This is a genomic window from Bacillus sp. FSL M7-1020, from assembly GCF_038050415.1.
Taxonomy (GTDB): domain Bacteria; phylum Bacillota; class Bacilli; order Bacillales; family Bacillaceae_G; genus Bacillus_A; species Bacillus_A toyonensis.
This window is the reverse complement of the sequence record NZ_JBBOTW010000001.1, coordinates 471,841-495,761: the sequence shown is the minus strand read 5'-3', so window position 1 is coordinate 495,761 and position 23,921 is coordinate 471,841. Positions and strand designations below refer to the sequence as shown.

General features: G+C 34.9%; 19 protein-coding genes. 8 read left to right on the top strand and 11 right to left on the bottom strand.

What is annotated here, in order from left to right; genetic code table 11:
* Positions 1-388: 388 nt before the first annotated feature.
* Both MHB70_RS02395 and MHB70_RS02390 read right to left on the bottom strand, forming a co-directional pair.
* Positions 389-1,030: a response regulator gene (locus MHB70_RS02395; RefSeq protein ID WP_000590661.1), complete on the bottom strand. Its 642-nt coding sequence runs from the start codon at positions 1,028-1,030 to the stop codon at positions 389-391.
* A gap of 1 nt (position 1,031) precedes the next feature.
* On the bottom strand, positions 1,032-2,864 hold the full coding sequence (locus tag MHB70_RS02390) for a GAF domain-containing sensor histidine kinase (RefSeq protein ID WP_000648904.1): 1,833 nt from the start codon (positions 2,862-2,864) through the stop codon (positions 1,032-1,034).
* Between the two features lie 406 nt (positions 2,865-3,270).
* On the opposite strand from MHB70_RS02390, the gene gerKA reads away from it, so the two are divergent.
* From gerKA to gerKC, 3 genes are read left to right on the top strand one after another with little or no spacing between them, the layout of a single operon-like run.
* Positions 3,271-4,773 (top strand): spore germination protein GerKA, encoded by a 1,503-nt coding sequence (gene gerKA / locus MHB70_RS02385; RefSeq protein ID WP_061530691.1) that lies wholly within the window; start codon positions 3,271-3,273, stop codon positions 4,771-4,773.
* Positions 4,754-5,860 (top strand): GerAB/ArcD/ProY family transporter, encoded by a 1,107-nt coding sequence (locus tag MHB70_RS02380; protein ID WP_000185800.1) that lies wholly within the window; start codon positions 4,754-4,756, stop codon positions 5,858-5,860. The genes gerKA and MHB70_RS02380 overlap by 20 nt, the downstream gene beginning before the upstream one ends.
* Positions 5,841-6,965, top strand: a complete 1,125-nt coding sequence (gerKC, locus tag MHB70_RS02375) for a spore germination protein GerKC (protein WP_000474021.1) — start codon at positions 5,841-5,843, stop codon at positions 6,963-6,965. The genes MHB70_RS02380 and gerKC overlap by 20 nt, the downstream gene beginning before the upstream one ends.
* A gap of 31 nt (positions 6,966-6,996) precedes the next feature.
* Here gerKC and treC read toward each other — a convergent pair whose 3' ends face one another.
* The 3 genes from treC to treR form a co-directional block, all read right to left on the bottom strand.
* Positions 6,997-8,658, bottom strand: coding sequence for an alpha,alpha-phosphotrehalase (gene treC / locus MHB70_RS02370; protein WP_000656134.1), 1,662 nt, complete (start codon positions 8,656-8,658; stop codon positions 6,997-6,999).
* Positions 8,659-8,671: 13 nt separating this feature from the next.
* Positions 8,672-10,099 (bottom strand): PTS system trehalose-specific EIIBC component, encoded by a 1,428-nt coding sequence (gene treP, locus MHB70_RS02365; protein ID WP_000513928.1) that lies wholly within the window; start codon positions 10,097-10,099, stop codon positions 8,672-8,674.
* Positions 10,100-10,239: 140 nt separating this feature from the next.
* On the bottom strand, positions 10,240-10,950 hold the full coding sequence (gene treR / locus MHB70_RS02360) for a trehalose operon repressor (RefSeq protein ID WP_000987222.1): 711 nt from the start codon (positions 10,948-10,950) through the stop codon (positions 10,240-10,242).
* Positions 10,951-11,400: 450 nt separating this feature from the next.
* Here treR and MHB70_RS02355 point away from each other — a divergent pair, with 450 nt between their 5' ends.
* On the top strand, positions 11,401-12,798 hold the full coding sequence (locus MHB70_RS02355; RefSeq protein ID WP_061530690.1) for an amino acid permease: 1,398 nt from the start codon (positions 11,401-11,403) through the stop codon (positions 12,796-12,798).
* A 31-nt stretch (positions 12,799-12,829) separates the two neighbouring features.
* On the opposite strand, the gene MHB70_RS02350 is transcribed toward MHB70_RS02355, so the two are convergent.
* The 3 genes from MHB70_RS02350 to MHB70_RS02340 all read right to left on the bottom strand — a co-directional run bounded on the left by MHB70_RS02350 (position 12,830) and on the right by MHB70_RS02340 (position 15,452).
* On the bottom strand, positions 12,830-14,533 hold the full coding sequence (locus tag MHB70_RS02350) for a putative bifunctional diguanylate cyclase/phosphodiesterase (RefSeq protein WP_000893352.1): 1,704 nt from the start codon (positions 14,531-14,533) through the stop codon (positions 12,830-12,832).
* Between the two features lie 476 nt (positions 14,534-15,009).
* Entirely contained in the window at positions 15,010-15,321 is a 312-nt protein-coding gene (locus MHB70_RS02345) for a hypothetical protein (protein ID WP_061530689.1), read from the bottom strand.
* A complete protein-coding gene (locus MHB70_RS02340) occupies positions 15,321-15,452 on the bottom strand; it encodes a hypothetical protein (RefSeq protein WP_000274356.1) in 132 nt (43 codons plus the stop codon). Before MHB70_RS02340 ends, MHB70_RS02345 begins: the two co-directional genes overlap by 1 nt.
* 337 nt (positions 15,453-15,789) lie before the next feature.
* On the opposite strand from MHB70_RS02340, the gene MHB70_RS02335 reads away from it, so the two are divergent.
* The 3 genes from MHB70_RS02335 to MHB70_RS02325 all read left to right on the top strand — a co-directional run bounded on the left by MHB70_RS02335 (position 15,790) and on the right by MHB70_RS02325 (position 20,227).
* Positions 15,790-17,319: a cardiolipin synthase gene (locus tag MHB70_RS02335; protein ID WP_000743022.1), complete on the top strand. Its 1,530-nt coding sequence runs from the start codon at positions 15,790-15,792 to the stop codon at positions 17,317-17,319.
* 127 nt (positions 17,320-17,446) lie between these two features.
* The gene (locus tag MHB70_RS02330; protein WP_000892990.1) at positions 17,447-18,340 is read left to right on the top strand and encodes an ATP-binding protein; all 894 of its coding nucleotides are present in this window, start codon (positions 17,447-17,449) and stop codon (positions 18,338-18,340) included.
* 3 nt (positions 18,341-18,343) lie between these two features.
* Positions 18,344-20,227, top strand: coding sequence for a vWA domain-containing protein (locus MHB70_RS02325; RefSeq protein WP_001248838.1), 1,884 nt, complete (start codon positions 18,344-18,346; stop codon positions 20,225-20,227).
* Between the two features lie 36 nt (positions 20,228-20,263).
* On the opposite strand, the gene MHB70_RS02320 is transcribed toward MHB70_RS02325, so the two are convergent.
* Genes MHB70_RS02320 through MHB70_RS02310 form a run of 3 tightly spaced genes read right to left on the bottom strand, consistent with a single transcriptional unit; the run spans position 20,264 to position 22,946 of the window.
* Complete coding sequence (locus MHB70_RS02320; RefSeq protein ID WP_001189948.1) at positions 20,264-20,686, bottom strand: NUDIX hydrolase; 423 nt, start codon at positions 20,684-20,686, stop codon at positions 20,264-20,266.
* Between the two features lie 59 nt (positions 20,687-20,745).
* Positions 20,746-21,711, bottom strand: coding sequence for an L-threonine 3-dehydrogenase (locus MHB70_RS02315; protein WP_000723133.1), 966 nt, complete (start codon positions 21,709-21,711; stop codon positions 20,746-20,748).
* A 44-nt stretch (positions 21,712-21,755) separates the two neighbouring features.
* Positions 21,756-22,946, bottom strand: a complete 1,191-nt coding sequence (locus MHB70_RS02310; protein ID WP_000095899.1) for a glycine C-acetyltransferase — start codon at positions 22,944-22,946, stop codon at positions 21,756-21,758.
* 213 nt (positions 22,947-23,159) lie between these two features.
* Here MHB70_RS02310 and MHB70_RS02305 point away from each other — a divergent pair, with 213 nt between their 5' ends.
* Positions 23,160-23,891: a class I SAM-dependent methyltransferase gene (locus MHB70_RS02305; protein ID WP_000885937.1), complete on the top strand. Its 732-nt coding sequence runs from the start codon at positions 23,160-23,162 to the stop codon at positions 23,889-23,891.
* Positions 23,892-23,921: the final 30 nt, after the last annotated feature.

Here is a 23,921-nt window from a genome sequence, read left to right as displayed (position 1 = left end):
TATTAATATTATTTTTTGAAACAAATTGATTCTTAACTTCCTATTTAGCATTGGAAACTCTATTAATCTTAATCTTGTGTATCATGAAAGATTTCCATCACTACTACCATCCCCATACCTCATATAGCTAATTACTCACTTTTCTCTTTCTATAAGAGCCCTCCATCATTTATTTCCAACAAAGGATTTTCACGAAATGAATTATTAACACGATTAAAATGTAATTCTATTTTTATTATTTCACATTTTGATTATTCTGAAAATTGAACAAAAGGAGTATCTTTTCTCTAAGGATTCTATACCTACATAGTACAAAAGAACTATCTTGCTCTTTATACTTTGTAATAAAGAATAAATAAACATGATAGTTCTTTTAAACATTTCCTATTTAATCCAACGGAACCAATTGATTTCGAACAGCATAAATCACCGCTTGCGATCGACTTTTCACATTTAGTTTTTTAAAAATTTTATTGATGTGAATTTTAACTGTTTTATCACTAATATATAGAGCTTCAGCGATTTCTTTATTACTAAGTCCCTTTACTAATTCAAAAAGAATTTCCTTTTCACGTTCCGTCAGTTCATTTTCATTTGATTCTAATTTCATTTTTTGCTGATGATATGTAATTAATTTTTTAGTCATACGCGGATGAATAACTGAATCCCCTCGATATAACATCCGAATTGCTGCTACTACCTGCTCCGATGATGAATCTTTCAATAAATAACCATCAGCACCAGCCTGGAGTGCATCCATTAAATATTCATCATGCTCATACATTGTAAACACAAGTACTCGGCAATTCGGATAATTTTTTTTCACCAACTCTGTAGCTTCAATCCCATTTTTCCCCGGAAGATTAATATCCATCAAAATACAATCTGGTCTGCATTCTTCTACTTTTCCCAATACTCCGTCCCCAGAGCTAGCTTCTCCAACCACTTTCATATCAGATTCATCCTCTAGTATGTTCCGAATTGCGTCTCGTAAAAAAGCATGATCATCCACTACTAATATTTTAATCATTTTACGCACCCCTTGTTTGTGAATCTGGAATTAATAGTGTAATTTTTGTCCCTTTCCCTACAGAACTATCAATCTGTAAAGTAGCCCCTAATTGTTCAGCTTGTTCATTCATATGTAATATACCATAATGTGGCTCATTCTTCGTTTTAACCATAGACTCAAATAGTGAAAAGCCAATCCCATTATCCTTAACCCTTAAAAGCACGTGCTCACTTTGATAGCTAAGTAAAACATCAGTCTTGTCTGCTTGTGCATGTTTTACAATGTTTTGCAAACTCTCTTGTAATGTATCAAAAATAACCCTTTCTTTTGAAAAGCTAAGCGCACGTGCATGACCTCTTTCATGATATGTAATATCTAGTTCATATTCTTGTTTTAAAGATTTTATTTTACTTGCTATCGCCTGCTTTAGCCCTAATTGTTGTGTCGGATATGGTTTTAAAGCATAAATAGAATAGCGAACGTCTCCTAAGCTTCCTCTTAAATCTTTTATACTTTTCTCTACTATTTGCTGCATATCTTTTGGTTTATCACGGTATTTTTTCTGCGCGGATTCTAGTTGGAATATCACCCCGGCTAATGTTTGCGCAATACCATCGTGAATTTCACGGGCGATTCTATTTCTTTCTTCTAAGATCATTCTTTTTTCCTGTTCAGAAATCAATATCCTTGTTTTAACAACGTTAGCTAATTGGTTAGAAAATGTAGCTAACGACTGTACATCTTCCGGAAAGAAACCCGCATTTCTACTTTTCCCTGCAACAAACATTCCGACTAATTCATCATTTACTATAAGAGGAAAATATACAAGTGAGCGTATAACATTATCAAATATTTCATCTCCAGGAGCCGTACCAATTTTCCAATCATTAAATACAAGATTTTTAGAAAGTTCCTCAAACGCCCCATACTTTTCTGAATCATCAGATAAATCTAGGCGGACTTTCCCATCTTTTAATAGAATATTCCAGTTCCCATCATCTTTTGTCCATATTACATATGCTTGTATACCAAAAAAACCTTTAAGTGCTTGTTTAATATGTTTCAAGTTTCCTCCGGTTAATCCTCGACTAATTTCGGTCGTAATAAGAAATAACTCATATAATCGTTCCTTCTCCATCCTTATCCGTACAGAAAAAGAACTAATAACGGAAGTTGCTACAAGTGGAAAAAAGAAAAACAGTACTGTAATCTCGTTTACTTCCACACTATATGTACTAATTAATACGTGCATCAGTGCCGCATAAGAGAAACCAAAAGTTTCGCAAAGAAATACCGTTACAGTTTTTTTATACCACTGATAGATTGAATATGGCTGCGGAAGGAGTATCATTAACAAATCGTAAAAACGATTGTTGAAAAAACAAAAAAACACGCAAAATAATAACAAAGATATTAAATTTCCATACAGAACTGATATATCTATTTTGTTAATTAATAAGGACATACATTTGTTTGAAAACCATTCGGCCAAGATTAAACTAAGTGCATGCTGAGTACTATTAAATAACATTCTTTGTATCGGTGAACGGCGGTGCAGGTGAATAATTAGCGTAACGAGTACAATAGAAATAATAGTTATATGGATTCCAAACTGCCAACTCATAGCGTAAATTATCGGAAAGGTAAGCGAGCTAGTCCCTCTCCAAAATCGTACAGGAAAATACTCTGCAATCCCCATAAATATTAATAACAATATTAGTATTGTTGGATGAGAAGGGATTTTAATTTCAAGTAAAGATATAGTTATAGTAATCAAACCAAGAAAAGAAATAAAATAAAGATAAGAACTAGCAATCTTTTCTCTCATAAAGATAGAATTTACAGCTTTCAAAACAACCCCTTCTTTCTTTATAGAACTTTATTTTCTCTATTATCCAATAAAAAACCGGCACTGGCAAAATGGAAGAACCTCCACTAGCCAATCACCGGCTGTGTACTGCACCTAAAAAGGCAAGACACAATACTAATAGTATAAATTGCCTTTCATAAATTTCCTATTCATCGAATGATGTAATTATTTATACCGCTAGGCTTATCCTCTATAGTACAAAAGATTTATATCAACACCGCTAATCTAATATATACTTTCTTTCCATCCCCTACTTCTCATTTTCTTTAGTTTAAAAGATGACGTAACGTAACTTTCAAGCTACTTATTTTCAAATAATACAAGCATAAATTTCTCACAAAAAGCAAAAATTAACAGAAGCGACTTTATTCTAAAAGAGGTGGAAATTATGACAGAGCAAAAAGAACAACAAAAGAGTGAAAATCAAAAGCATATGTTTCCATCGCTTCCGGAAAATATTAATTACATTGAAAATAAACTCTGTCATTCAGATGATATAAAAAAATTAGATATCCCTTTTCAAAACGGAAAAGGAACCATTATATATCTCGAATCTTTAGCAGATCCAAATTTAATTCATCAATTAGCTCTCGAGCCTTTATTAACACGGTCGGATTTGGCTTTAGATAAAGCTTTTTCCACATTAAATATGAAAAAAGAAACGAATTTAAATTATGGGGTGCAGCTTTTATTACAAGGAAAGTCATTATATTTTCATGAACATGTTGATAGTTTTTGTATTTTCGAAACAGCTCTATCTTTAAAAAGAGATATAACAGAGCCGGATAATGAAGGCATTGTACGTGGACCACATACCGGGTTTGTAGAAGATTTAGCAACCAATTTAGCTTCTATTCGTAAACTCATAAAAAGTCCAAATGTCGTCGTTAAATATTTCACACTTGGTGAAGAAATGCACACGAAAGTGGCAATTGCTTATATTCAAAATATAGCTAATGACGATCTCGTTGCAGAAGTAAAAAGAAGATTGGAAATGATTAAGACAGACGCACTCATGCCACCAGGCTACATACAGGAATTTATAGAAGATACATCTTTCTCACCCTTCCCGCAGCAATTAAATACAGAATGCCCAGATAGAACCGCCGCTAATTTAATGGAAGGACGAGTTGCTATTTTATCTGACGGAGATCCAACAGCGCTCATCGTACCTGTTACGTTATTCGCTTTCTATCAATCACCTGATGATTATAATAATCGCTGGATTGTCGGTTCATTCGTCCGAATGATTCGCTTAGTGAGTTTTTTAATAGCCTTTCTCTTACCAGCTATATATATCGCAACAGTTGCTTTTCATCCTGATGTGTTGCCACTTGAACTCGTTTATACAATTAAAGCTTCATTAGAAAAAGTACCACTTCCCCCCATTTTTGAGGCTCTCTTAATGGAGTTAATTTTCGAGTTATTACGGGAAGCTGGTATTCGTCTGCCGAGCCGCGTTGGACAAACAATCGGTATTGTAGGCGGTTTAGTAATTGGTGATGCGATTGTAAAAGCCGGACTTGTTTCTTATACGATGATCATCGTTGTAGCTTTAACTGCAATCTCATCTTTTCTCGTTCCATCAAACGATATGAGTTCAGCAGTTCGAATTCTTCGTTTTCCATTAATGATTCTTGCTGCTATATTCGGATATGTAGGAATATCATTCGGTCTAATTATAACTTTCGTTCACCTATGTCAGCTCCATTCTTTTCATACACCTTACCTTTCTCCCCTTGCACCAATGCGGCTAAAGGATATGAAAGATTCTTTTGTAAGACTCCCAATTTGGTCGTTTTGGGAACGACCTCATGATCCAAAGCCGAAAAAAATGCAACGACAACATGTAACGAGAGAGGATGAGAACGGTGACAAACACGCAAAGTAAAATTTCACTTGTTCAATTTACTTTTTTCGTTATTCAATGCCAAATCGGGGTTGGTATCCTTTCTCTACCAAATCGTCTTCACCCGATAGCGAAAGGCGGTGGCTGGATTTCTGTTCTCATCGCTGGTTTTGCGATTCAACTCATTATTTTACTTATGTGGCTTTTCTTAAAACGATTTCCTGATGCTGATATGTATGAAAGTGTTTGTATGCTATTTGGTAATAAATTTGGAAAACTATTAGGTTTTGCTTATGTTTTTTATTTTACCCTTATCGGTATGACGGTTATGTTAAGTGCTTGTAATGTCATTAAAGTATGGATATTACAAGCAACTCCTTGGTCTGCCATTCTCATACTATTTACAATAGCTTGTTGCTATATAGCCTATAACACATTTAAAGTCATCGTACGGTTTTATGTCATGGCCTCTATTCTTATTTTCCCAATGGCACTGTTAATTGGACTTGGGCTCTCACGGGCTGACTTTTCTTATATTTTTCCCATTACAGAAGCTGGATGGTGGAATATTATTCAAGCATCAAAGGAAACAATTACAGCTATGTATGGTTTTGAAATTATTCTTATCGCTTTCCCAAAAGTAAATGGGACTGCTGTGGCAAAACTAAAGGCAATTTCTATCGCTAATGGATTTGTGACTCTCTTTTATACTTTTACTGTTTGGATTTGCTTTATCGTATTTAGTCCAAAGCAAGTTGAGCTTATTCCAGAACCAGTTGCTTACTTATTGCGCTCTTTACATATCGGGATTATAGACCGAACTGATTTACTATTCATACCAATTTGGATGATAACAGTTGTAGCTTCTATTGCTAGTTATTATTGCGCCGCTTCTATCGGAATTGGACATATATTCAATCTTGCTAATCATAAACAAGCTGTTCCAATCGTTGGAGTTATTGCATTTAGTGTAGCCTTATTCATAGATACACCTGAAGAATTAAAAGTAATTGCAACTTTCACTGATAAGTTCACCTATATTTTCATCGTTGTCCTCCCTCTTTTATTTCTACTTTATTCAGTAATAAGAAAGAAGAAAGGAGAACAGTATGTTCAAAAAAAGAGTTAAATTATTTTTTATATTATGTACTAGTTCATTCCTTTCTGGCTGTTGGGATCAAGAACCATTAAGAGAAGCGAGATTAGCTTATAGTATTGGATATGATATTACGGAAGAGAATAAACTACAGCAAACGCTTGAACTCGTAAAAAGTTCAAGCGGAGAGCAATCTTCATTCGAGAATGAAATACATTCAGCAAACGGGTATAACATACGGGATACAAGCGATGCCCTAAAAAAAAATGTGACTGGTAATATTCGCTACTTCAAATATGGTGTTCAATTGCTAGGAACCAAAATTCTAAAAAAGGGTATACTACCCTATTTAGATGTCAGCTTTCGGGACCCAACAAACCCAACTGCTTTAGTAAAACTTATTGCAGTAGAGGGTGAAACATCCGAGATACTAGAAAAAAAGAAAGTAGGAAATTTACTAATTGGAGATTTTCTAAAGAAAAAAGTGAAAAGCTTAGAAGATATGAGTGTATTTCCAAAAGAAACTTTAGAAACAGCTGCTACAAAAATGTTAGATCCCGGTAAAGACTTTACCCTCCCTTCTATAAAAATAAAAGGAAAAGAAGTAATTACAAACGGGTTAGCTTTATTTAACAATGATAAATTAACTGGGCATTTACCTTTGAAACAATCTGTTTTATTCGTATTATTAACCGGAAAAATGGGAACAAGTGCCCGTATAACCCAAAAACTTACTAGCGATGAATCAGAGAAAACATCTGATTATTTAACAATGGAAATTAGCAATCGAAAGTTAAAACGAGACTTAAAAATAACAACAGATAAAAAAGGAAATGTTTATGCTCACATTAAGCTCCAACTAAAAGTAATAGCACTTGAAGCCCCAAGAGATAATATTTATAAAATGGGAGAACGAAAAAAACTAAATAAAGACTTATCGAAACAACTTACGAAAGAAGCGAAAAAAATAACAAACAAACTACAAAAAGCAAATTGTGATGCTTTCGGTATTGGAAGACATCTTATTGCATATCATCCTGACTTATGGAAGAAAAAAAATTGGAATAAAGATTATGCAAAAGTAAAATTCAAACCAGAAGTAGACGTAAATATTTTGTATAGTGGTGTCTTAAAATAAAAGGTTGTATGCCGCGTGGGCATACAACCTTTTATTTCGTATATCGATATATAATTGATTCATATGGTCTTAAGTTAAGTTTTGTAATATCCTTGCTGGAATCTTTATAATTCGACAGTAGTACTTCTTGTTTCATTCCATCTAATTGAACATGGGCTGGTACAGAATACGTTATTTCTTCTCCATAGAAGTTATTAATAATAAGTAATACTTCATTATTTACAGTACGTGTATATGACCAAATCTTAGGGTGATTTTCATCTAAAATAGCATATTCTCCTTCTGTAATAACATCGTAAGTTTTTCTAAGTTCAATTAACTTTTTATAATGATAAAATACAGACTCCTCATCTTGTAATGCTTTCTCTACGTTTATTTCTTTAAAGGTTTCAGCTACTGAAATCCAAGGGGTACTTGTTGTAAAACCACTATTCACCTCTTCATTCCACTGCATCGGAGTACGAGAATTGTCACGAGATTTTTGTTTTAAAATCCCTATAATCTCTTCTTTTAATAAGCCTTCTTCCTGCTTTATATCATATATATTTAACGATTCCACATCACGATATTGCTCGATGGACTCGAATTTAGGATTCGTCATACCGATTTCTTCCCCTTGATAAATATAAGGTGTTCCTTGCAGCATGTGCATAGCTGTCGCTAACATTTTCGCAGATTCATTTCGGTACTTCCCATCATCCCCGAAGCGTGACACGATGCGAGGCTGGTCATGATTACACCAGAATAATGCATTCCATCCCCCGCCCTTTTGCATTTCAATTTGCCAGTTAGACATAATTTCTTTTAATTTAATAAAATCAAAATCAGCTTTCGTCCACTTATCACCATTCGGATAATCTACTTTCAAATGATGAAAACTAAACGTCATACTCAGTTCATTGCGCTCAGGGTTTGAGTATTTAATACAATTATCAATTGTCGTCGATGACATTTCTCCAACTGTAATTACCTCTTTCCCTTCAAATACATTTCTATTCATCTCTTGTAAATATTCATGAACACGCGGACCATCCGTATAATATTTACGTCCATCACTTGTCGCGGTACTTCCGTCATCGCTTAAGAAACGTTGGTCTTTTGAAATTAAGTTAATAACATCAAGGCGGAATCCTGTTACCCCTTTATCAAGCCAAAAGCGCATCATATCGTACACTTCTTCACGAAGCTTTTCATTTTCCCAATTTAAATCTGCTTGTGTCTCATCAAATAAATGTAAAAAATATTGCTTAGTCTTTTCATCGTACTTCCAAGCGGATCCTCCAAACTTAGACTGCCAATTATTTTTTTCATCACGCCAAATGTAATAATTGCGATATGGACTATTTTTATCTTCTTTTGCTTCCTTAAACCACTTATGCTCCGTCGAACTATGGTTTACAACGATATCAAGCATAATTTCAATGTCACGTTCTTTCGCTTTTTCTAGAAGCTCTTCAAACTCTTCCATCGTTCCGTAAGATGGATCAATGCTATAATAATCACTTACATCGTACCCATTATCATTTTGTGGTGATTGGTATATCGGTGTTAACCAAATATAATCCACTCCGAGTTTTTTTAAATAATCTAGTTTCTCTGTAACCCCTTTTATATCACCGGTTTCTTTATTGTAATAACTATTAAAGCTCTTCGGATAAATTTGATAGACTACACTTTTATGCCAATCCTTCATGTTTAACTTCCTCCTACTTCTGTTTAACTCTTTTCGCAAATAACCATGTTAACGTAAATGGGATTACAACTGCGATAATCATTCCTACAATAAACATTGGAATCGATTTCGGAATGATCGAAATAAATGCTGGCAATCCGCCAATTCCGATAGCAGGTGCTAATACACCATTTAATGTAATGAATATCGCTGCCACAGCAGATCCTATAATTGCTGCATAAAACGGAAACTTATTTCGTAAATTCACACCAAACATCGCTGGCTCTGTAATACCGAAGTACGCGGAAATTGCTGATGTCGATGCCATACTTTTATCATTTTGATTTTTAGAAATCCAGAACATTGCAAGTGCCGCACTACCTTGCGCAATGTTAGAAAGAGCGATCATCGGCCAAATAAATGTACCGCCGTGTTGTGCAATTAATTGTAGATCAATAGCAATAAACATATGATGCATACCTGTAATTACAAGTGGTGCATACAATGCTCCAAATAATACTGCTCCAACTACTGGTACTGTTTCATATACGCCTACTAATCCAGCTGTTAATAAATCTCCGATATGACGTGTAACTGGACCGATAATTCCTAATGCTAATACACCTGTTACAACGATTGTTGTAATTGGTACAACTAATAATTGAATTGCATTTGGTACATGTTTCTTTAAGAAAATCTCTACTTTACTCAATACAAATGCTGCTACTAACACCGGTAAAATTTGACCTTGATATCCTACCTTTTCAATTTGGAACAATCCTAAAATATTGAAGTACTCAATCTTTTGACCCTCTAAACCAGTCGCTGCTTTTCCATAATCCCAGGCGTTTAATAAGGCCGGATGCACAAGCATTAAGCCCATAACAATACCTAGTATTGGACTACCACCAAAACGCTTCGTTGCTGACCAACCGACAAGTGCTGGTAAGAATACGAATGCTGTATTGGCCATCATATTAATTAAATCCCAAAGCCCACCTAAATTCGGATAAACATCTAATAAATTTTTACCATCAAAAAATAAGTCCTTTGCCCCTAATAAATTGTTAATCCCCATTAGTAAACCAGCTGTTACGATTGCTGGTAATATCGGCATAAATACATCTGAAAATACTTTTACAAACTTTTGAGCTGGATTTAACTTTTGATTTCCAGAATCTTTCACGTCAGCCACTGTCGCTTCCTTCATACCTGCAAGCGTTATCAATTCAGCGTAAACACGATCTACATCCCCTGGACCAATTACAATTTGAAATATCCCAGCATTATGAAACGCTCCCTTTACTAATGAAACAGACTGTAATTTATCATTATCTATTTTACTTTCATCTTTTAAAGCGATACGGAGCCTCGTTACACAGTGCGCAGCTTGTTCAATATTGTCTTTCCCACCAATGTACTGCAACACTTCCTCTGCTGTTTTACGATAGTCTTTCCCCATATTCCCGTCCCTCTTTTCTTTTTTTGATACCGTTTACACTTACATATTAACTCGTATATATAAGTTAGTCAACACTCGTATATATGAGTTGATGTTTTTTTTATAAAAAAAAAGATGAAACGTTATTTCGTTTCACCTCTTTACTTTCTTCGCGCCACATCCGAAAAGTGAAAAATATCTAAGCGGTGACGTGATTCCGTATATTCGAACTGACTCCCATCATATAAATGAGTAAAGTTTTTCACAACGACAACATAATCTGTGCCATTTAAATCTAAATACTTTCGGTCATCATCTGTACACGGCTGCACTTCAATTACCCTCTGCGAATAACTAATATGTAGCCCTAATTCTTTCTCAATGTATTTATAAATTGATGCCATTGCAATTTCTCTCGTTAATCCTGGAATAAACTCAGATACAAAATGATTTATATCTAAAATTACTTTTTCTCCATCAATATTTCGTACACGTTTAATATGATCTATTTCTGTTTTTTCTTTCACGTTTAATAATTTTGCAACCTCTTTTGTCGCTTCTTCTTTCTCCATTTCCACGACTTCTGTAATACAATGACGTCCTAGACGCTCATTTTCTTCTTGAAAACTTACAATGCCACCGAAGTTAAACTCAATATTTTTTCGCTTTAATACAAAAACACCTTTTCCATGAATTTTTTGCACATATCCACGCTCTTGCAATAAATCTACTGCTTTTCTTACAGTACCTCGGCTTGCCTCATACTGCTTCATTAATTCTGTTTCTGATGGGATTTTGCATCCCTCTTTTAAGTGCTTATTATCAATAGACTTACTGATTTCTATATAAATTTGCTCATACTTACTCATCATCTACAATAGCCCCTTGTCACCTTCTAATTCTATATGTATTATACCATGCTACACTCTTCTGCCAATCTCTCACTTATTTTCCAGTACAAGAAAAATATAGGTAAATATTTAATCTCTAAAACGTATTTTTATAAAAGTTTTTATATTTTTCTTTTCATTCAAAAAAACATGTAGTATACTAACTTCAAAATCAGAGGAGAAAGGGAGCAAAGAACTATGCTTACTTATACAACAATTGTAGTTACATTTGCACAAAAACATCATCATCATACGTAACCCTTGAAACCTAGCGGAAAATTTACGCGTAGGTACAAGGGTTATTCCCGTTGTACCTACGCTTTGGCGAAGAGCCATGTAGGTATTTTTTATCTACATGGCTCTTTTTTTATTGCCAAAAAGCTAGTAAAAAATGATGTTTAAGCAAATCTTACTACAAAGGAGTTAACAAAAATGGAAACGAAAAAATGGGGATTATGGGTTTTAACAGCTTTTGTTATCGGGAATATGGTTGGCGGTGGCGTATTTATGCTCCCAGCAAATTTAGCACAAGTATCAGGTCCAATGGGTTCTACACTCGCATGGAGTATTACAGGACTTGGCGTATTTATGATTGCACTCGTATTTGGAAATTTAGCAATTCGAAAACCAGAATTAAAAGCAGGACCACAAAGTTACGCTCAAGCGATGTTTCCTTCAAAAAAAGCAGGTAAAGTTGCAGGGTATAGTATGGCGTGGGGATATTGGGCTGCGAACTGGGCAGCAACAGCATCTGTTATTATTTCCTTTGCTGGATATTTATCAACATTTTTTCCAGTTTTACAAAGTAAGCAAATTCTCTTTTCAATAAATGGATTTTCACTAGAACTAGGAAAAGGGTTAACTTTTCTATTATGTAGCCTTATGTTATGGGGAATTCAATATATTCTTTCTCAAAATATTGATCGAGCTGGAAATATGAATCTTCTTGCTACCATTGCAAAAATTATCGGATTTACAATGTTTATTGTGATTACATTATTCATTTTCAACGCCTCTAATTTCGGAGACGGTCAAACATTTATGAATGAAGCTGGACAATCCATCTCGTTAGGTGGACAAATCAATTCAGCTGCTATTGCAACACTTTGGGCGTTTATCGGCATCGAATCAGCGGTTATGCTTTCTAACCGCGCAAAATCACAGCGTGATGTAAAAAAAGCTACAATTTTCGGCCTAATTATTGCTCTTATTATTTACATGTCAATTACTTTACTTACAATGGGAGCTCTCTCGCAAGAAGCTTTAAAAGAGTCTCAAAAACCATTAGTAGACGCATTAAATTTAGCAATCGGCAATAAAGGCGCATATATAATGGCGTTACTAGCACTTGTATCTTTATTTGGATCTACTGTTGGCTGGATTGTTGTTAGTTCAGAAGTACCTTACCAGGCTGCCAAAAATGGACTTTTCCCTAAGTTTTTCAGTAAAACAAATAAAAAGGGTAGTCCTTCAAAATCATTATTTATTACAAATGTGATGACACAAATCTTCTTATTCTCAACGATTTCTGGCACTGTTTCAGAAGCATATAATTTCGCTATCGTTGTAGCAACATTAGCTTATTTAATTCCATACCTTGTTTCTACTCTGTACCAATTTAAATTGGTTATTACAGGAGAAACATATGATATAATGCCAGGATCTCGAATAAAAGACGGGGTTATTACTACATTAGCATTTGTATACTCTATTTGGGTTATCAAAACGGGAACTGCTGATTTAAAAACGTTCTTCTTAGGAATTGGATTGTTTATATTAGGTCTTATTCTTTATCCCGTATTAATGAAAAACTCACAAAAAACGAATTAAAAAAAGAGAAGCTTTTAGCTTCTCTTTTCTATTAAAAATCCGTAATTAACTTTTCTTTTAACTCTCCTACGGATAAAGGTTTTGCATAATAAAATCCTTGTACATAGTCACAGCCCATGGATTGTAATAAACTTTCTTGTTCTACCGTTTCTACCCCTTCAGCAACTACTGCTAAATTTAAACTATGGGCAATTTCAATAACAGATTTTACAATCGTTCTTTCTGGCTGTGCATGATCATAATGAAATTCACGAATAAAATTACGATCAATTTTTACGATATCAAGTGGCAATTGTTTTAAATAATACAATGAGGAATAGCCAGTTCCAAAATCGTCTAAAGCAATTAATACGCCCATACTTCTTAATTCTTGTAATGTAGCGATAATATAATCAAAATGGCGAACAGCAATACTTTCCGTTATTTCTAAAATTAAACGATTCGGAGGAAAACCAGTTCTCCTTAAGATGCTACGTACAGACAAAATAAAACGCTTCTGCATTAATTGTTGTATGGATAAATTCACAGATAACCTTAATCCTTCTTGGTAATCCGGTAATGTTTTAAACAGGCGACACGATTTTTCTAATACCCAATCTCCTAATTTTATAATAAGTCCAGATTCTTCAGCTACTGGAATAAATTCGCTTGGTGAAATAGGCCCTTCTTCTGTCATACAGCGCACTAAAGCCTCAATGCCAGTATATTTCTTCGTTTTCAAATCAATGATAGGTTGTAATACTACATCTAATTCTTCATCACGAATTGCCTTTTGCAAAGCAAACTCGATTTTCATTCTACGATTTATTTTTGCACGTAACTCATCTGTAAAGAAACACGCCGCATTTCTTCCCTGTTCTTTCGCACTATACATAGCTAAATCCGAATTTTTCAATAGTGTTTCCACGTCTTGTCCATCTTGTGGATATGAACAAAGTCCTAGACTAGCTGAAATGTATACTTCATGACCTTCAAGCATAAATGGTGCCTGAAAACATGACAATACCGATGTCGCTAACTGCCGCATCTCATCTTGTGTATGTTCATTTGTTAACAGCACAAATTCGTCGCCACCTAGCCTAGCCAGAACATCTTTCTCTCCTAACACATAATGCAACCGTGAAGCAACTTCGCTTAAAAGTAAATCTCCTATCATATGACCTAACGTATCATTTACTAATTTAAAACGATCTAAGTCAAAGTATATTATGCCAAATTCCTTTTTCCCTGCAATCAGTTCATTAACAGTCGTTATTAGCTGTAATCGGTTCGGTAAACTCGTTAAAGCATCATGATATGCAAGTTCCCTATAACGGCTTTCACTCAATCGTAATCTCTGTTCTGCTTCTTTTCTACTACTAATGTCATTTCGGATCGCGATAAATTGATACGGCTCTCCTTTCTCGTTTAAAAATGGAACAATTGTGGTTTTAACCCAATAATATGTACCATCTTTTGCTTGATTTTGGATTTCACCTCTCCATACTTTCCCATTCAAAATACGCTTCCATAAGTTTTGAAAAAAAGTTTTCGGATGATATCCTGAATTTAAAATACGATGATCTTTTCCTATTAACTCTTCTCTTTTATATTTGGAGATTTCACAAAACTTATCATTTACATATGTAATAAGACCTTTTCGGTCTGTAATTGCAACAATTGAAGACTCATCTAATGCTAACTTTAAATCTCGCAATGAAGAGTCATATAATGCATGACCTCTTTGTTCTAGCATGCGCATCTCTCCTTGCTTCCTATCTAACTAAAACACAACTTGTTTCTTTTCATAGAAATAGAGATATTTCATTTTCTAATAATAACCCTTTACATACATCACATTTTGAATTATGCCGATTAAAATAACATAATATTATTTGTAAAAAAAAGCAATATAATACCGTTCCAATTATAATTAGTAGCTTCTCATCTCCCTAATTAGCTTGCCTTATTATACCGCATTCCTTTAACTTGCTCTATGCAACCCTTGTTCCTACTCATTCCACTCGCGTCTAACCTCTATGCTTTTTAATAGCAAAATAGACATTAGAACATACTATATAACTATTCACGAATAATAATATAAAAGTTTAAATTGGTATATATGTTTTTGAATTACAATAATAAAATATTAACATATTTTTACCTTTATTTTGGAAGTATTTCATAAATAAATATAGTATTAAACAAAAAAGAGGATAACCTCTTTTTTGTTTAATACTGATATGGTATTTGCTGATAACCTGGGTATGGAACTGGATATGGTGCTGGATATGTTACTGGGTACGGTGCTGGATAATAACCTCCACTTGCTGCACCCGTTAATGCACCTGCTGTAAGCCCACCTAACATACCTCCCGCAAAACTTCCTGGGAAAACTCCGCCTCCCCATGAGCCGCCTCCACCCCAGCCCCATCCACCACCGTGATGATGATGGTGATGATCATAATGGTTGTGTCCTCCATTATGATGGTGTCCTCCATGATGATTGCGATAATACACTCCGTTATTTTCTATATAATTCATTATTCACCTCTCCCTTTCAATTTCCTCACTTTAATATTGTATGAATAATACGGATCTTGTTGGTAATCTGGATAATAAGCATAATTCGAGTAATATGGATAACCAAATCCTCCAATTGGACGACCATACATTTTATTCATCCCTTTTGCTATATAAAGTGAAATTTTAATCGGCGCGGGCTTTGTCCCTCCCCCACTGATTATTAGCCCAAATCAATCGGGCATTTATGGACAATCATTTCCCGCCTAACTTCCTTGCACTCATCGAATTTTGAGATGGGATTTTTACTACCCAGCAAATAATGGGATAACAACGTAACAATATACTGTATGTAGGACAAATGCGGAAAGTATAGGACAAATGTCTATATTTTGTAAAAAAAACAAAACACTTTATAATAAGGATGTCAGATTATATCTTCTATTTAAGAAGTCTATATTTAAGAAAGATTAGAGGAATTATATAGAAATGAAGAAACCTATCGTTCAATTATTATTAATATTTACAATCGTATCTATCGTTCTTTTCCTATTAAATACATCGGTTATTTCGTTATATACGTTTGTCGGTGCTCTATGGTCCATCACAATCGTAGGAATTTCATTCGTTATTTTTATAGAAAATAGATCTCCCCAAAGTACTTTAGCTTGGTTTTTAGTATTAGCACTTCTTCCCGTTGTAGGTGTACTTTTATACTCTATTTTCGGGCGTAGCCGTTGGAGAAGAAAAAAACATCTCCATCGTTCAGAAGAACAAAGAAAATTATTCCGCGAAATATTAGAAGGAAGACGACTAGAATTATCACTCACAGTCCCATTACATGAACGTTCCATACATTTAACAGAAGTCGTACAAAAATTTGGAGGCGGGCCTGCCGCAGATAGAACAACGACAAAACTTTTAACAAACGGCGATCAAACCTTTTCAGAAATTTTGCAAGCAATCGAGAATGCAAAACATCACATACATATTCAATACTATATTTATAAATCTGATGAGATTGGTACAAAAGTACGAGATGCTTTAATACAAAAGGCAAACGAGGGTGTTATTGTACGCTTCCTTTATGATGGACTCGGAAGTAATACGTTAAGACGACGATTTTTACAACCTATGAAAAAAGCTGGAATTGAAATTGTCGAATTTGACCCTATTTTTTCAGCTTGGTTACTGGAGACAGTTAATTATCGTAATCATCGTAAAATCGTCATTGTAGATGGAGAAATTGGTTTTACCGGAGGGCTTAACGTAGGTGATGAATATCTTGGTCGCTCAAAAAAATTCCCTGTTTGGCGTGATAGTCATTTAAAAATAGAAGGAAAAGCATTGTATAAATTACAAGCCATCTTTCTAGAAGATTGGCTTTATGCGTCTAGTGGATTGAATACTTATTCTTGGGATCAATTTATGAATAGACAATACTTCCCAGGAAAAGAAATTCTGGATGCAACAGGTGCGGTGCAAATCGTAGCAAGTGGACCAAGCTCAGATGATAAAAGTATTCGTAATACATTACTAGCTGTTATGGGCTCAGCCAAAAAATCTATTTGGATCGCTACACCATACTTTATTCCGGATCAAGAAACTTTAACATTATTACGCTTAAGTGCAATATCTGGCATAGATGTACGCATTTTATATCCTGGTAAGAGTGATAGTATTATTAGCGATCAAGCATCTCAATCCTATTTCACTCCACTTTTAAAAGCCGGTGCTTCTATTTACAGTTATAAAGATGGATTTATGCACGCAAAGATTGTACTCGTTGACGATAAAATTGCAACAATCGGAACAGCAAATATGGATGTACGTAGCTTTGAATTAAATTATGAAATTATTAGCGTACTCTATGAATCAGAAACCGTTCATGATATTAAACGCGATTTTGAAGAAGACTTTAAACACTCTACTGAAATTAAATGGAACTCATTCCAAAAAAGAAGTATCAAAAAAAGAATATTAGAGTCCTTTATGCGACTGATTTCTCCTTTACTATAAGCAATCAATGTGATATTGATTGCTTTTTCTTTTATATTTCCCCCTTCTCCTTTTCTTTGCATACCATATTAAAACAAGTTATCATAAGATGTATTACTTTATGAAAATAATGTTAGGTGGGAAATACATGTTAGAACAATTTCATATACATTCTGATTTAAAACAGCAGCTTTCTACAATTCATGAAAAGAATAAACAAGAAGCTGGTGAAAATGCTCATTTAATCGGTACTAAAATATATAAAGCATCTGATAACAGCATTATCGAAGATGCTATTACGGCACTTCTTCTTGGCAAAAATATTCTATTAAAAGGACCAACTGGTAGTGGTAAAACGGTACTAGCGGAAACTCTTTCTTCTTTATTCCAAAAACCAATGCATAGCATTAACTGTTCTGTCGATTTAGATGTGGAAGGTATTTTAGGATACAACACATTACAAACGAAAGACGGAGCATCTGAAGTTACGTTCGTTAACGGTCCTCTTATGAAAGCAATGAAGAACGGTCACTTCCTATATATTGATGAAATCAATATGGCAAAACCTGAAACGTTACCACTTCTTCACGGTGCACTAGATTACCGTAAAATGATTACAAACCCATTTACACAAGAAGTTGTATACGGTGATGACGAATATCGCGTAATTGCTGCGATTAACGAAGGTTATGTTGGGACAAGTGAACTAAACGAAGCATTAAAAAACCGTTTTGTTATTATTGAAGTTCCTTATATTCAAGGTGACACATTAAAAGAACTATTACTATCTGAATCAAAATTAAATGATGTTGCAACAATTGAAAAGTTCGTTGCATTTGCAAGCGACCTTATGCCTTTAGCTCGTGATGGGCGTGTAAGTGAAGAAGCAGCAAGTATTCGTGGTATTATCGACGCATGCGATTTAGGTGTATATATTCCTGTTATGCGCGCTATTGAGCGAAGCATTATTGCGAAATTAAATGATGAAACAGAACAAATGACTGTCCGTGAATTAGCAGAAAGTTATTTCTTTGAGGGATAATTCATGAGACAAATTTTTAGTGACAAAAAAATTGATGCGTCGCTGTTTCTACAAATGGAAAACTTAATGTATGCCCTTCTAAAAGAAGACGATGCCTATCTTGAATATGGCTATAAAGCATACTACGACGAAATTGAAAAAAAGGTTGTCATTAGTCACTTTTGGGATGATCGAAAAGAAGAAGATACAGTAATCGGATTAAAAAGCGAAGTGTTCTTAAAAGCACTTGGTAATAAACATTACTCGGACATGGCTTTAATTCGTTCTTACGCGATTGAATTACAAGAATCGCCCCTAAAGAAGTTCTTAACACAATTATTTGTTCTATTAGAAGATTTACGTGTCGAGGAAATCGTAAAAAACTTACGACCTGGCACGAAACATATTTTTAAACGCCGAAAAGAAATGTACCGCAATTACTTCGGCTCACAAAATGAAATAAACCGCGTTCGTAACTATCACGGTGATCGTCTATTTTGTCTATGTTACCTTTCATTAACGAGCGATAAATATGAAATGTTTACTAATGAATATTTCGAGCAAATTGAAGTAATTTTGCATGAGACATTCCAAGCCCATAATACCGAAGATATTATGTATATCGTTGAGAAAATTCGCTACCGCTTAGAGGAGCTTCTTGAAAATGATATGCTTAACAATTATTTCGGACATGCTCCGCTTTATTTATCTGTCATTGCAGATGAAAAGAACTGCCGCGTTGAAGATTTAGCAAATGATGATACGCAGCTCATAGATGACGATGACAATAAAAACAAAATGGATGAAAGCTTCTCCACATGGCATCGTGAAAATAAAAATAACGAAAACGAGAACTTTTTACGCTTTGAATTAGAAAGCGGAACAAAAACAAACATGATGGGTGATACTGCTCGTGAATCAGAAGATGGCGATCAAGCACTTGGTTCTGTACAAGGTACTTCTCAAAAAAGTACACAATCCAACTTTGATGGTGCTGATACAGAAGAAGCAAGAGCTTCACACGCTTCTAGCCAAAGCGAGGGTGCATATGGTAAGTATAATGTAGGTGCCTCTCATACATTTAAAGAAGCTCGCAAATCAAATCCTGACGAGAAAAAAGATTACCAAGCTATCAAATCAGTCGTTAATAAAGATGTAAAAGAATTAAAGAAAATTATCGAAAAAACGATTGAAAATAAAACGAATGCAAATAGTGATAAATACTACGGAAGACTTCGGAAGAAATTCCTTCGTATTTATACTGAAAAGCAGCCGCGCATGTTTTATAAAAAAGGACAAGAATCGCAAGAGCTCGACGTTGCATTCCAACTATTAGTGGATTGTTCTGGTTCTATGTATAACAAAATGGAAGAAACGAAGAAGAGTGTTGTCTTATTCCATGAAGCGTTGAAATCTTTAAAGATCCCGCACGCTATTAGCGGATTTTGGGAAGATGCTTCTAGTGCTAAACCTGAAGATAAACCGAACGTTATCCATGAGGTTGTAAATTACAAAAACTCAACGTTACCAAACGTTGGTCCAGAAATTATGCAGCTTCGTGAAGAAGAAGATAACCGCGACGGATATATTATTCGTATCGTTTCTGAAAAGCTTGCGAAAAGACCAGAAAAACATAAATTTCTATTAGTCTTCACAGACGGTGAACCTTCTGCCCTAGACTATCAACAAGACGGAATTTTAGATACGCATGAAGCTGTGAAACTCGCTCGTAAAAGTGGTATGGAAGTAATCGGTATCTTCATCGAAGAAGGCGAAGCGAAAGAAGCGACTTATCAATTAATGAAAAACATTTATAATCATCACTTCTTAGTTGCAAATCATGCTGAAGATTTAAGATTGAAGATTAAACCACTACTGAAAAAGCTATTACTGAAGACGATTGAATAGAAAAAAGGAGCCTTTTGGCTCCTTTTTTTCGTTCAATTACTTTGTTTCTGGTTGAAACTTGTATGGAATGGCTACTTCTAACAATGACTCGAATCCTCCATCGTAGAATGGGAATCGTTCATTTGCGATTGTTCGCTCCACCCACTCTATCGCAGAAATTTCTCCCTCATCTTCTGCATGTAGCTCGCCCGTTAGTACTTTCGCTCGAAATGTAAAAAGTAGTGCATGATTCCCGGATTCTTCAAAGAATTTTTCATTGATTGCAACAAGTCCACCTGCCATAGCAGTTAAACCTGTCTCTTCTTTTACTTCCTTTACTAGAGCTTCCTCTAACGTTTCACCCTTTTCAACAGCCCCGCCTGGCAATGACCAAACGTTTTGTTCTACATTATGTACCATTAATATTTTATCTGTTTCTTCGTCATGTATTAGTGCATATACGACATCAACTCTTTGCATGTTATTTTCCCCCTCTCAAAAAGAATGAAGAGCCGATTCCTAAGAATCGACCCTTCCTATTAATTCATCACTAACTCAGCTGTGAGCTTTTTTTTTAACTTAGCCAACATGTCCGTTGTCATTTTGTCTAAATCGTATTCTGCTTTAAAGCCCCACTCTTTCATTGCTGCTGTTGCATCAATAGAGTTTGGCCAGCTATCAGCGATTGTTTGACGAGCTGGATCTACTGCGTAATCCATTGTAAACGTCGGAATGTGTTTACGAATTGATGCTGCAATTTGCTCTGGCTCGAAGCTCATTGCTGTAATGTTGAACGCATTTCTATGCACTAGCTTACTTGAATCAGCTTCCATTAATGAAATGATCGCTTGTAAAGCATCTGGCATATACATCATATCCATGTACGTTCCTTCAGCAATGTATGAGGTGTATGCACCTTTTTTAATCGCCTCATAATAAATTTCAACTGCATAGTCAGTTGTTCCGCCTCCTGGAGGAGCTACGTAAGAAATTAAGCCTGGGAAACGTACACCGCGCGTATCAACGCCAAACTTTTGATGATAATAATCACATAGTAGTTCTCCTGCTACTTTGTTTACCCCATACATCGTAGTAGGACGCTGAATTGTATCTTGTGGCGTATTATCTTTCGGCGTTGATGGACCGAATGCACCGATAGAACTTGGCGTGAAAAACTTACAGTTTAATTCACGAGCTGCTTCTAATGCATTTACAAGTCCACCCATATTTAAATTCCAAGCAAATAACGGATTTTTTTCTGCTGTTGCTGAAAGTAAAGCTGCTAAATGAATAATTGTATCTACTTCATTACGCTTTGCAATATCATGTAGTTTTTGCCCATCTGTTACATCTAACGTTTCAAATGGACCAGACGTTACTACTTCACTATCTGTTTCACGAATATCTGTTGCAATAACGTTTGATGCGCCGTATACATCACGAAGTTTCATTACTAGTTCAGAACCAATTTGCCCTAAAGAACCGGTTACTAGAATTTTTTTCATTTTCCCCACTCCTCATTTGCAAGCTATTCAAAAGATGTCGTTACTTAAATGATGCCCATTTCTTTCCCTACTTTTTCATATTTAAGAATTGCTTCATCTAGCATTTCCTTCGTATGAGCTGCTGTAGGCATATTACGAACGCGTCCTGTTCCTTTAGCTACAGTTGGGAACACGATAGATTTTGCGTATACGCCTTCTTCATTTAGACGTCTACTAAATTCTTGTGTTAATACTTCATCACCAATAATACAAGGTGTAATTGGCGTTTCACTTTCTCCGATGTTAAAGCCAAGTTCTTTTAACCCTTGTTTTAAATAGCGACCATTTTCCCATAAACGATCGTGTAACTCTGTGCTTTCCATTAAGATTTCAATTGATCTCATGCAAGCTGCTGCATCAGCTGGTGTTAATGCTGTAGAGAATAAGAATGGACGTGAACGAACTTTTAACCAATCAATTAAGTTTTGTTTCCCTGCTACATATCCACCAATTACCCCAATTGCTTTTGATAATGTACCAATTTGGAAATCAACTCTATCAGAAAGACCGAAGTGCTTCACAGTACCTGCACCTTTTCCAAGTACCCCTGAACCATGTGCATCATCTACATATGTCATTAAATCTAGCTCTTCTGCAATCTCAACAATTTCTGGTAATTTTGCAATATCTCCATCCATTGAGAAAACACCGTCTGTAATAACCATTAATTTATTGTAAAGACCTGATTCTTTCGCCGCGATTGCTTTTTGGCGTAAATCTTCCATATCAGAATGTTTATAAACGATGATTTTCGCTCTTGATAGACGACTACCATCAATAATAGATGCATGATTTAATTCATCTGAAAGAATTGCATCATTTTTATCCATAACAGCTGAAATCGCTGCCATATTACAATTAAATCCTGATTGATAAGCAATTGCTGCTTCTGTATGTTTAAACTTTGCAATTGTTTCTTCTAATTTAATATGCAAATCTAAAGTACCGTTAATTGTACGAACAGCTCCTGCTCCAACACCGTACTTATGAATTGCACCAATCGCTGCTTCTTGTAAGCGATTATCAGTCGCTAATCCAAGATAGTTGTTTGAAGATAAGTTAATATATTCTTTGCCGCCAATTGTAATAATCGGTCCATTTGGACTTTCAAGCGGATCAATTACGTTATAAAGCCCCTTTGATTTTAAATCCTCTAAATTTTCTTCTAAAAATTTCGCAAGTGTTTTACTAGACATCGTGAAGCCTCCCATCGTTCATGTAAGCGGATTATTGTCTTAATAGTTCTAATAATCCCTCTACTAGCTTAACACGTTTTCAGAATTTATTATAGAAAAATAGTTTAAAGAAACCGCTTACAAATTTTAATTATATATGATTCATTACAAGAAATCTATCATTTACATTCCATATTTGATAGAATTAAAAAAATATTTAGGGAGGCTTCAAACATGGCATTTACAGAATCTGATGTATATAATAACGAAGCGTTTTTTGAGCAATATATGAAACGAAGATACCGCGAAAATAGCCCCAATGAATCCATTGAAAAGCCAGCATTCTTTCAACTCATTGGTGATGTAAAAGGAAAACAAATTCTCGATTTAGGTTGTGGCGATGCTAAGTTTGGCGAGGAATTATTAGAAAACGGATGCCACTCTTACACTGGCATTGAAGGCTCTCAGCTTATGTATGAAAAAGCTAAAAAACAACTAGAAAATAAAAATGGATCTGTTCATTTGATAAACCTCAAAGATTATACATACTCCCCATCCACTTTTGATTTAGTCACATCTAGACTCGCTTTACATTATATTGAACATCTTCATATCATTTTTCAAAATGTGTACAAAACTTTAAAAACAAATGGAACCTTCATCTTTAGCGTTCAACATCCTGTTATTACCTCTTCATTTGAAAGCTTGCAAACGAGTGGTAAAAGAACGAGCTGGTTCGTCGATGATTATTTTAAACTAGGCAAACGGGTTGAACCATGGATTGACCAAGAAGTTATTAAATATCATCGTACAACGGAAGAGTATTTCACATTATTACAGCAAGCCGGATTTACCATTATAAATCTAAAAGAAGCTACACCAAATCAAACCTATTTTCAAAGTGAAGAGGAATATGAACGACGTTTACGAATTCCCCTCTTTCTATTATTTTCTTGCAAAAAATAAAAAGACGATGAATCCCCATCGTCTTTTTTC

Bases quoted from the DNA above. Each gene is read 5' to 3' on its own strand.
- MHB70_RS02395 (WP_000590661.1), bottom strand. From the start codon at position 1,030: ATGATTAAAATATTAGTAGTGGATGATCATGCTTTTTTACGAGACGCA.
- gerKA (WP_061530691.1), top strand. From the start codon at position 3,271: ATGACAGAGCAAAAAGAACAACAAAAGAGTGAAAATCAAAAGCATATG.
- gerKC (WP_000474021.1), top strand. From the start codon at position 5,841: ATGTTCAAAAAAAGAGTTAAATTATTTTTTATATTATGTACTAGTTCA.
- treC (WP_000656134.1), bottom strand. From the start codon at position 8,658: ATGAAGGATTGGCATAAAAGTGTAGTCTATCAAATTTATCCGAAGAGC.
- treP (WP_000513928.1), bottom strand. From the start codon at position 10,099: ATGGGGAAAGACTATCGTAAAACAGCAGAGGAAGTGTTGCAGTACATT.
- treR (WP_000987222.1), bottom strand. From the start codon at position 10,950: ATGATGAGTAAGTATGAGCAAATTTATATAGAAATCAGTAAGTCTATT.
- MHB70_RS02355 (WP_061530690.1), top strand. From the start codon at position 11,401: ATGGAAACGAAAAAATGGGGATTATGGGTTTTAACAGCTTTTGTTATC.
- MHB70_RS02350 (WP_000893352.1), bottom strand. From the start codon at position 14,533: ATGCTAGAACAAAGAGGTCATGCATTATATGACTCTTCATTGCGAGAT.
- MHB70_RS02345 (WP_061530689.1), bottom strand. From the start codon at position 15,321: ATGAATTATATAGAAAATAACGGAGTGTATTATCGCAATCATCATGGA.
- MHB70_RS02340 (WP_000274356.1), bottom strand. From the start codon at position 15,452: ATGTATGGTCGTCCAATTGGAGGATTTGGTTATCCATATTACTCGAAT.
- MHB70_RS02335 (WP_000743022.1), top strand. From the start codon at position 15,790: ATGAAGAAACCTATCGTTCAATTATTATTAATATTTACAATCGTATCT.
- MHB70_RS02330 (WP_000892990.1), top strand. From the start codon at position 17,447: ATGTTAGAACAATTTCATATACATTCTGATTTAAAACAGCAGCTTTCT.
- MHB70_RS02325 (WP_001248838.1), top strand. From the start codon at position 18,344: ATGAGACAAATTTTTAGTGACAAAAAAATTGATGCGTCGCTGTTTCTA.
- MHB70_RS02320 (WP_001189948.1), bottom strand. From the start codon at position 20,686: ATGCAAAGAGTTGATGTCGTATATGCACTAATACATGACGAAGAAACA.
- MHB70_RS02315 (WP_000723133.1), bottom strand. From the start codon at position 21,711: ATGAAAAAAATTCTAGTAACCGGTTCTTTAGGGCAAATTGGTTCTGAA.
- MHB70_RS02310 (WP_000095899.1), bottom strand. From the start codon at position 22,946: ATGTCTAGTAAAACACTTGCGAAATTTTTAGAAGAAAATTTAGAGGAT.
- MHB70_RS02305 (WP_000885937.1), top strand. From the start codon at position 23,160: ATGGCATTTACAGAATCTGATGTATATAATAACGAAGCGTTTTTTGAG.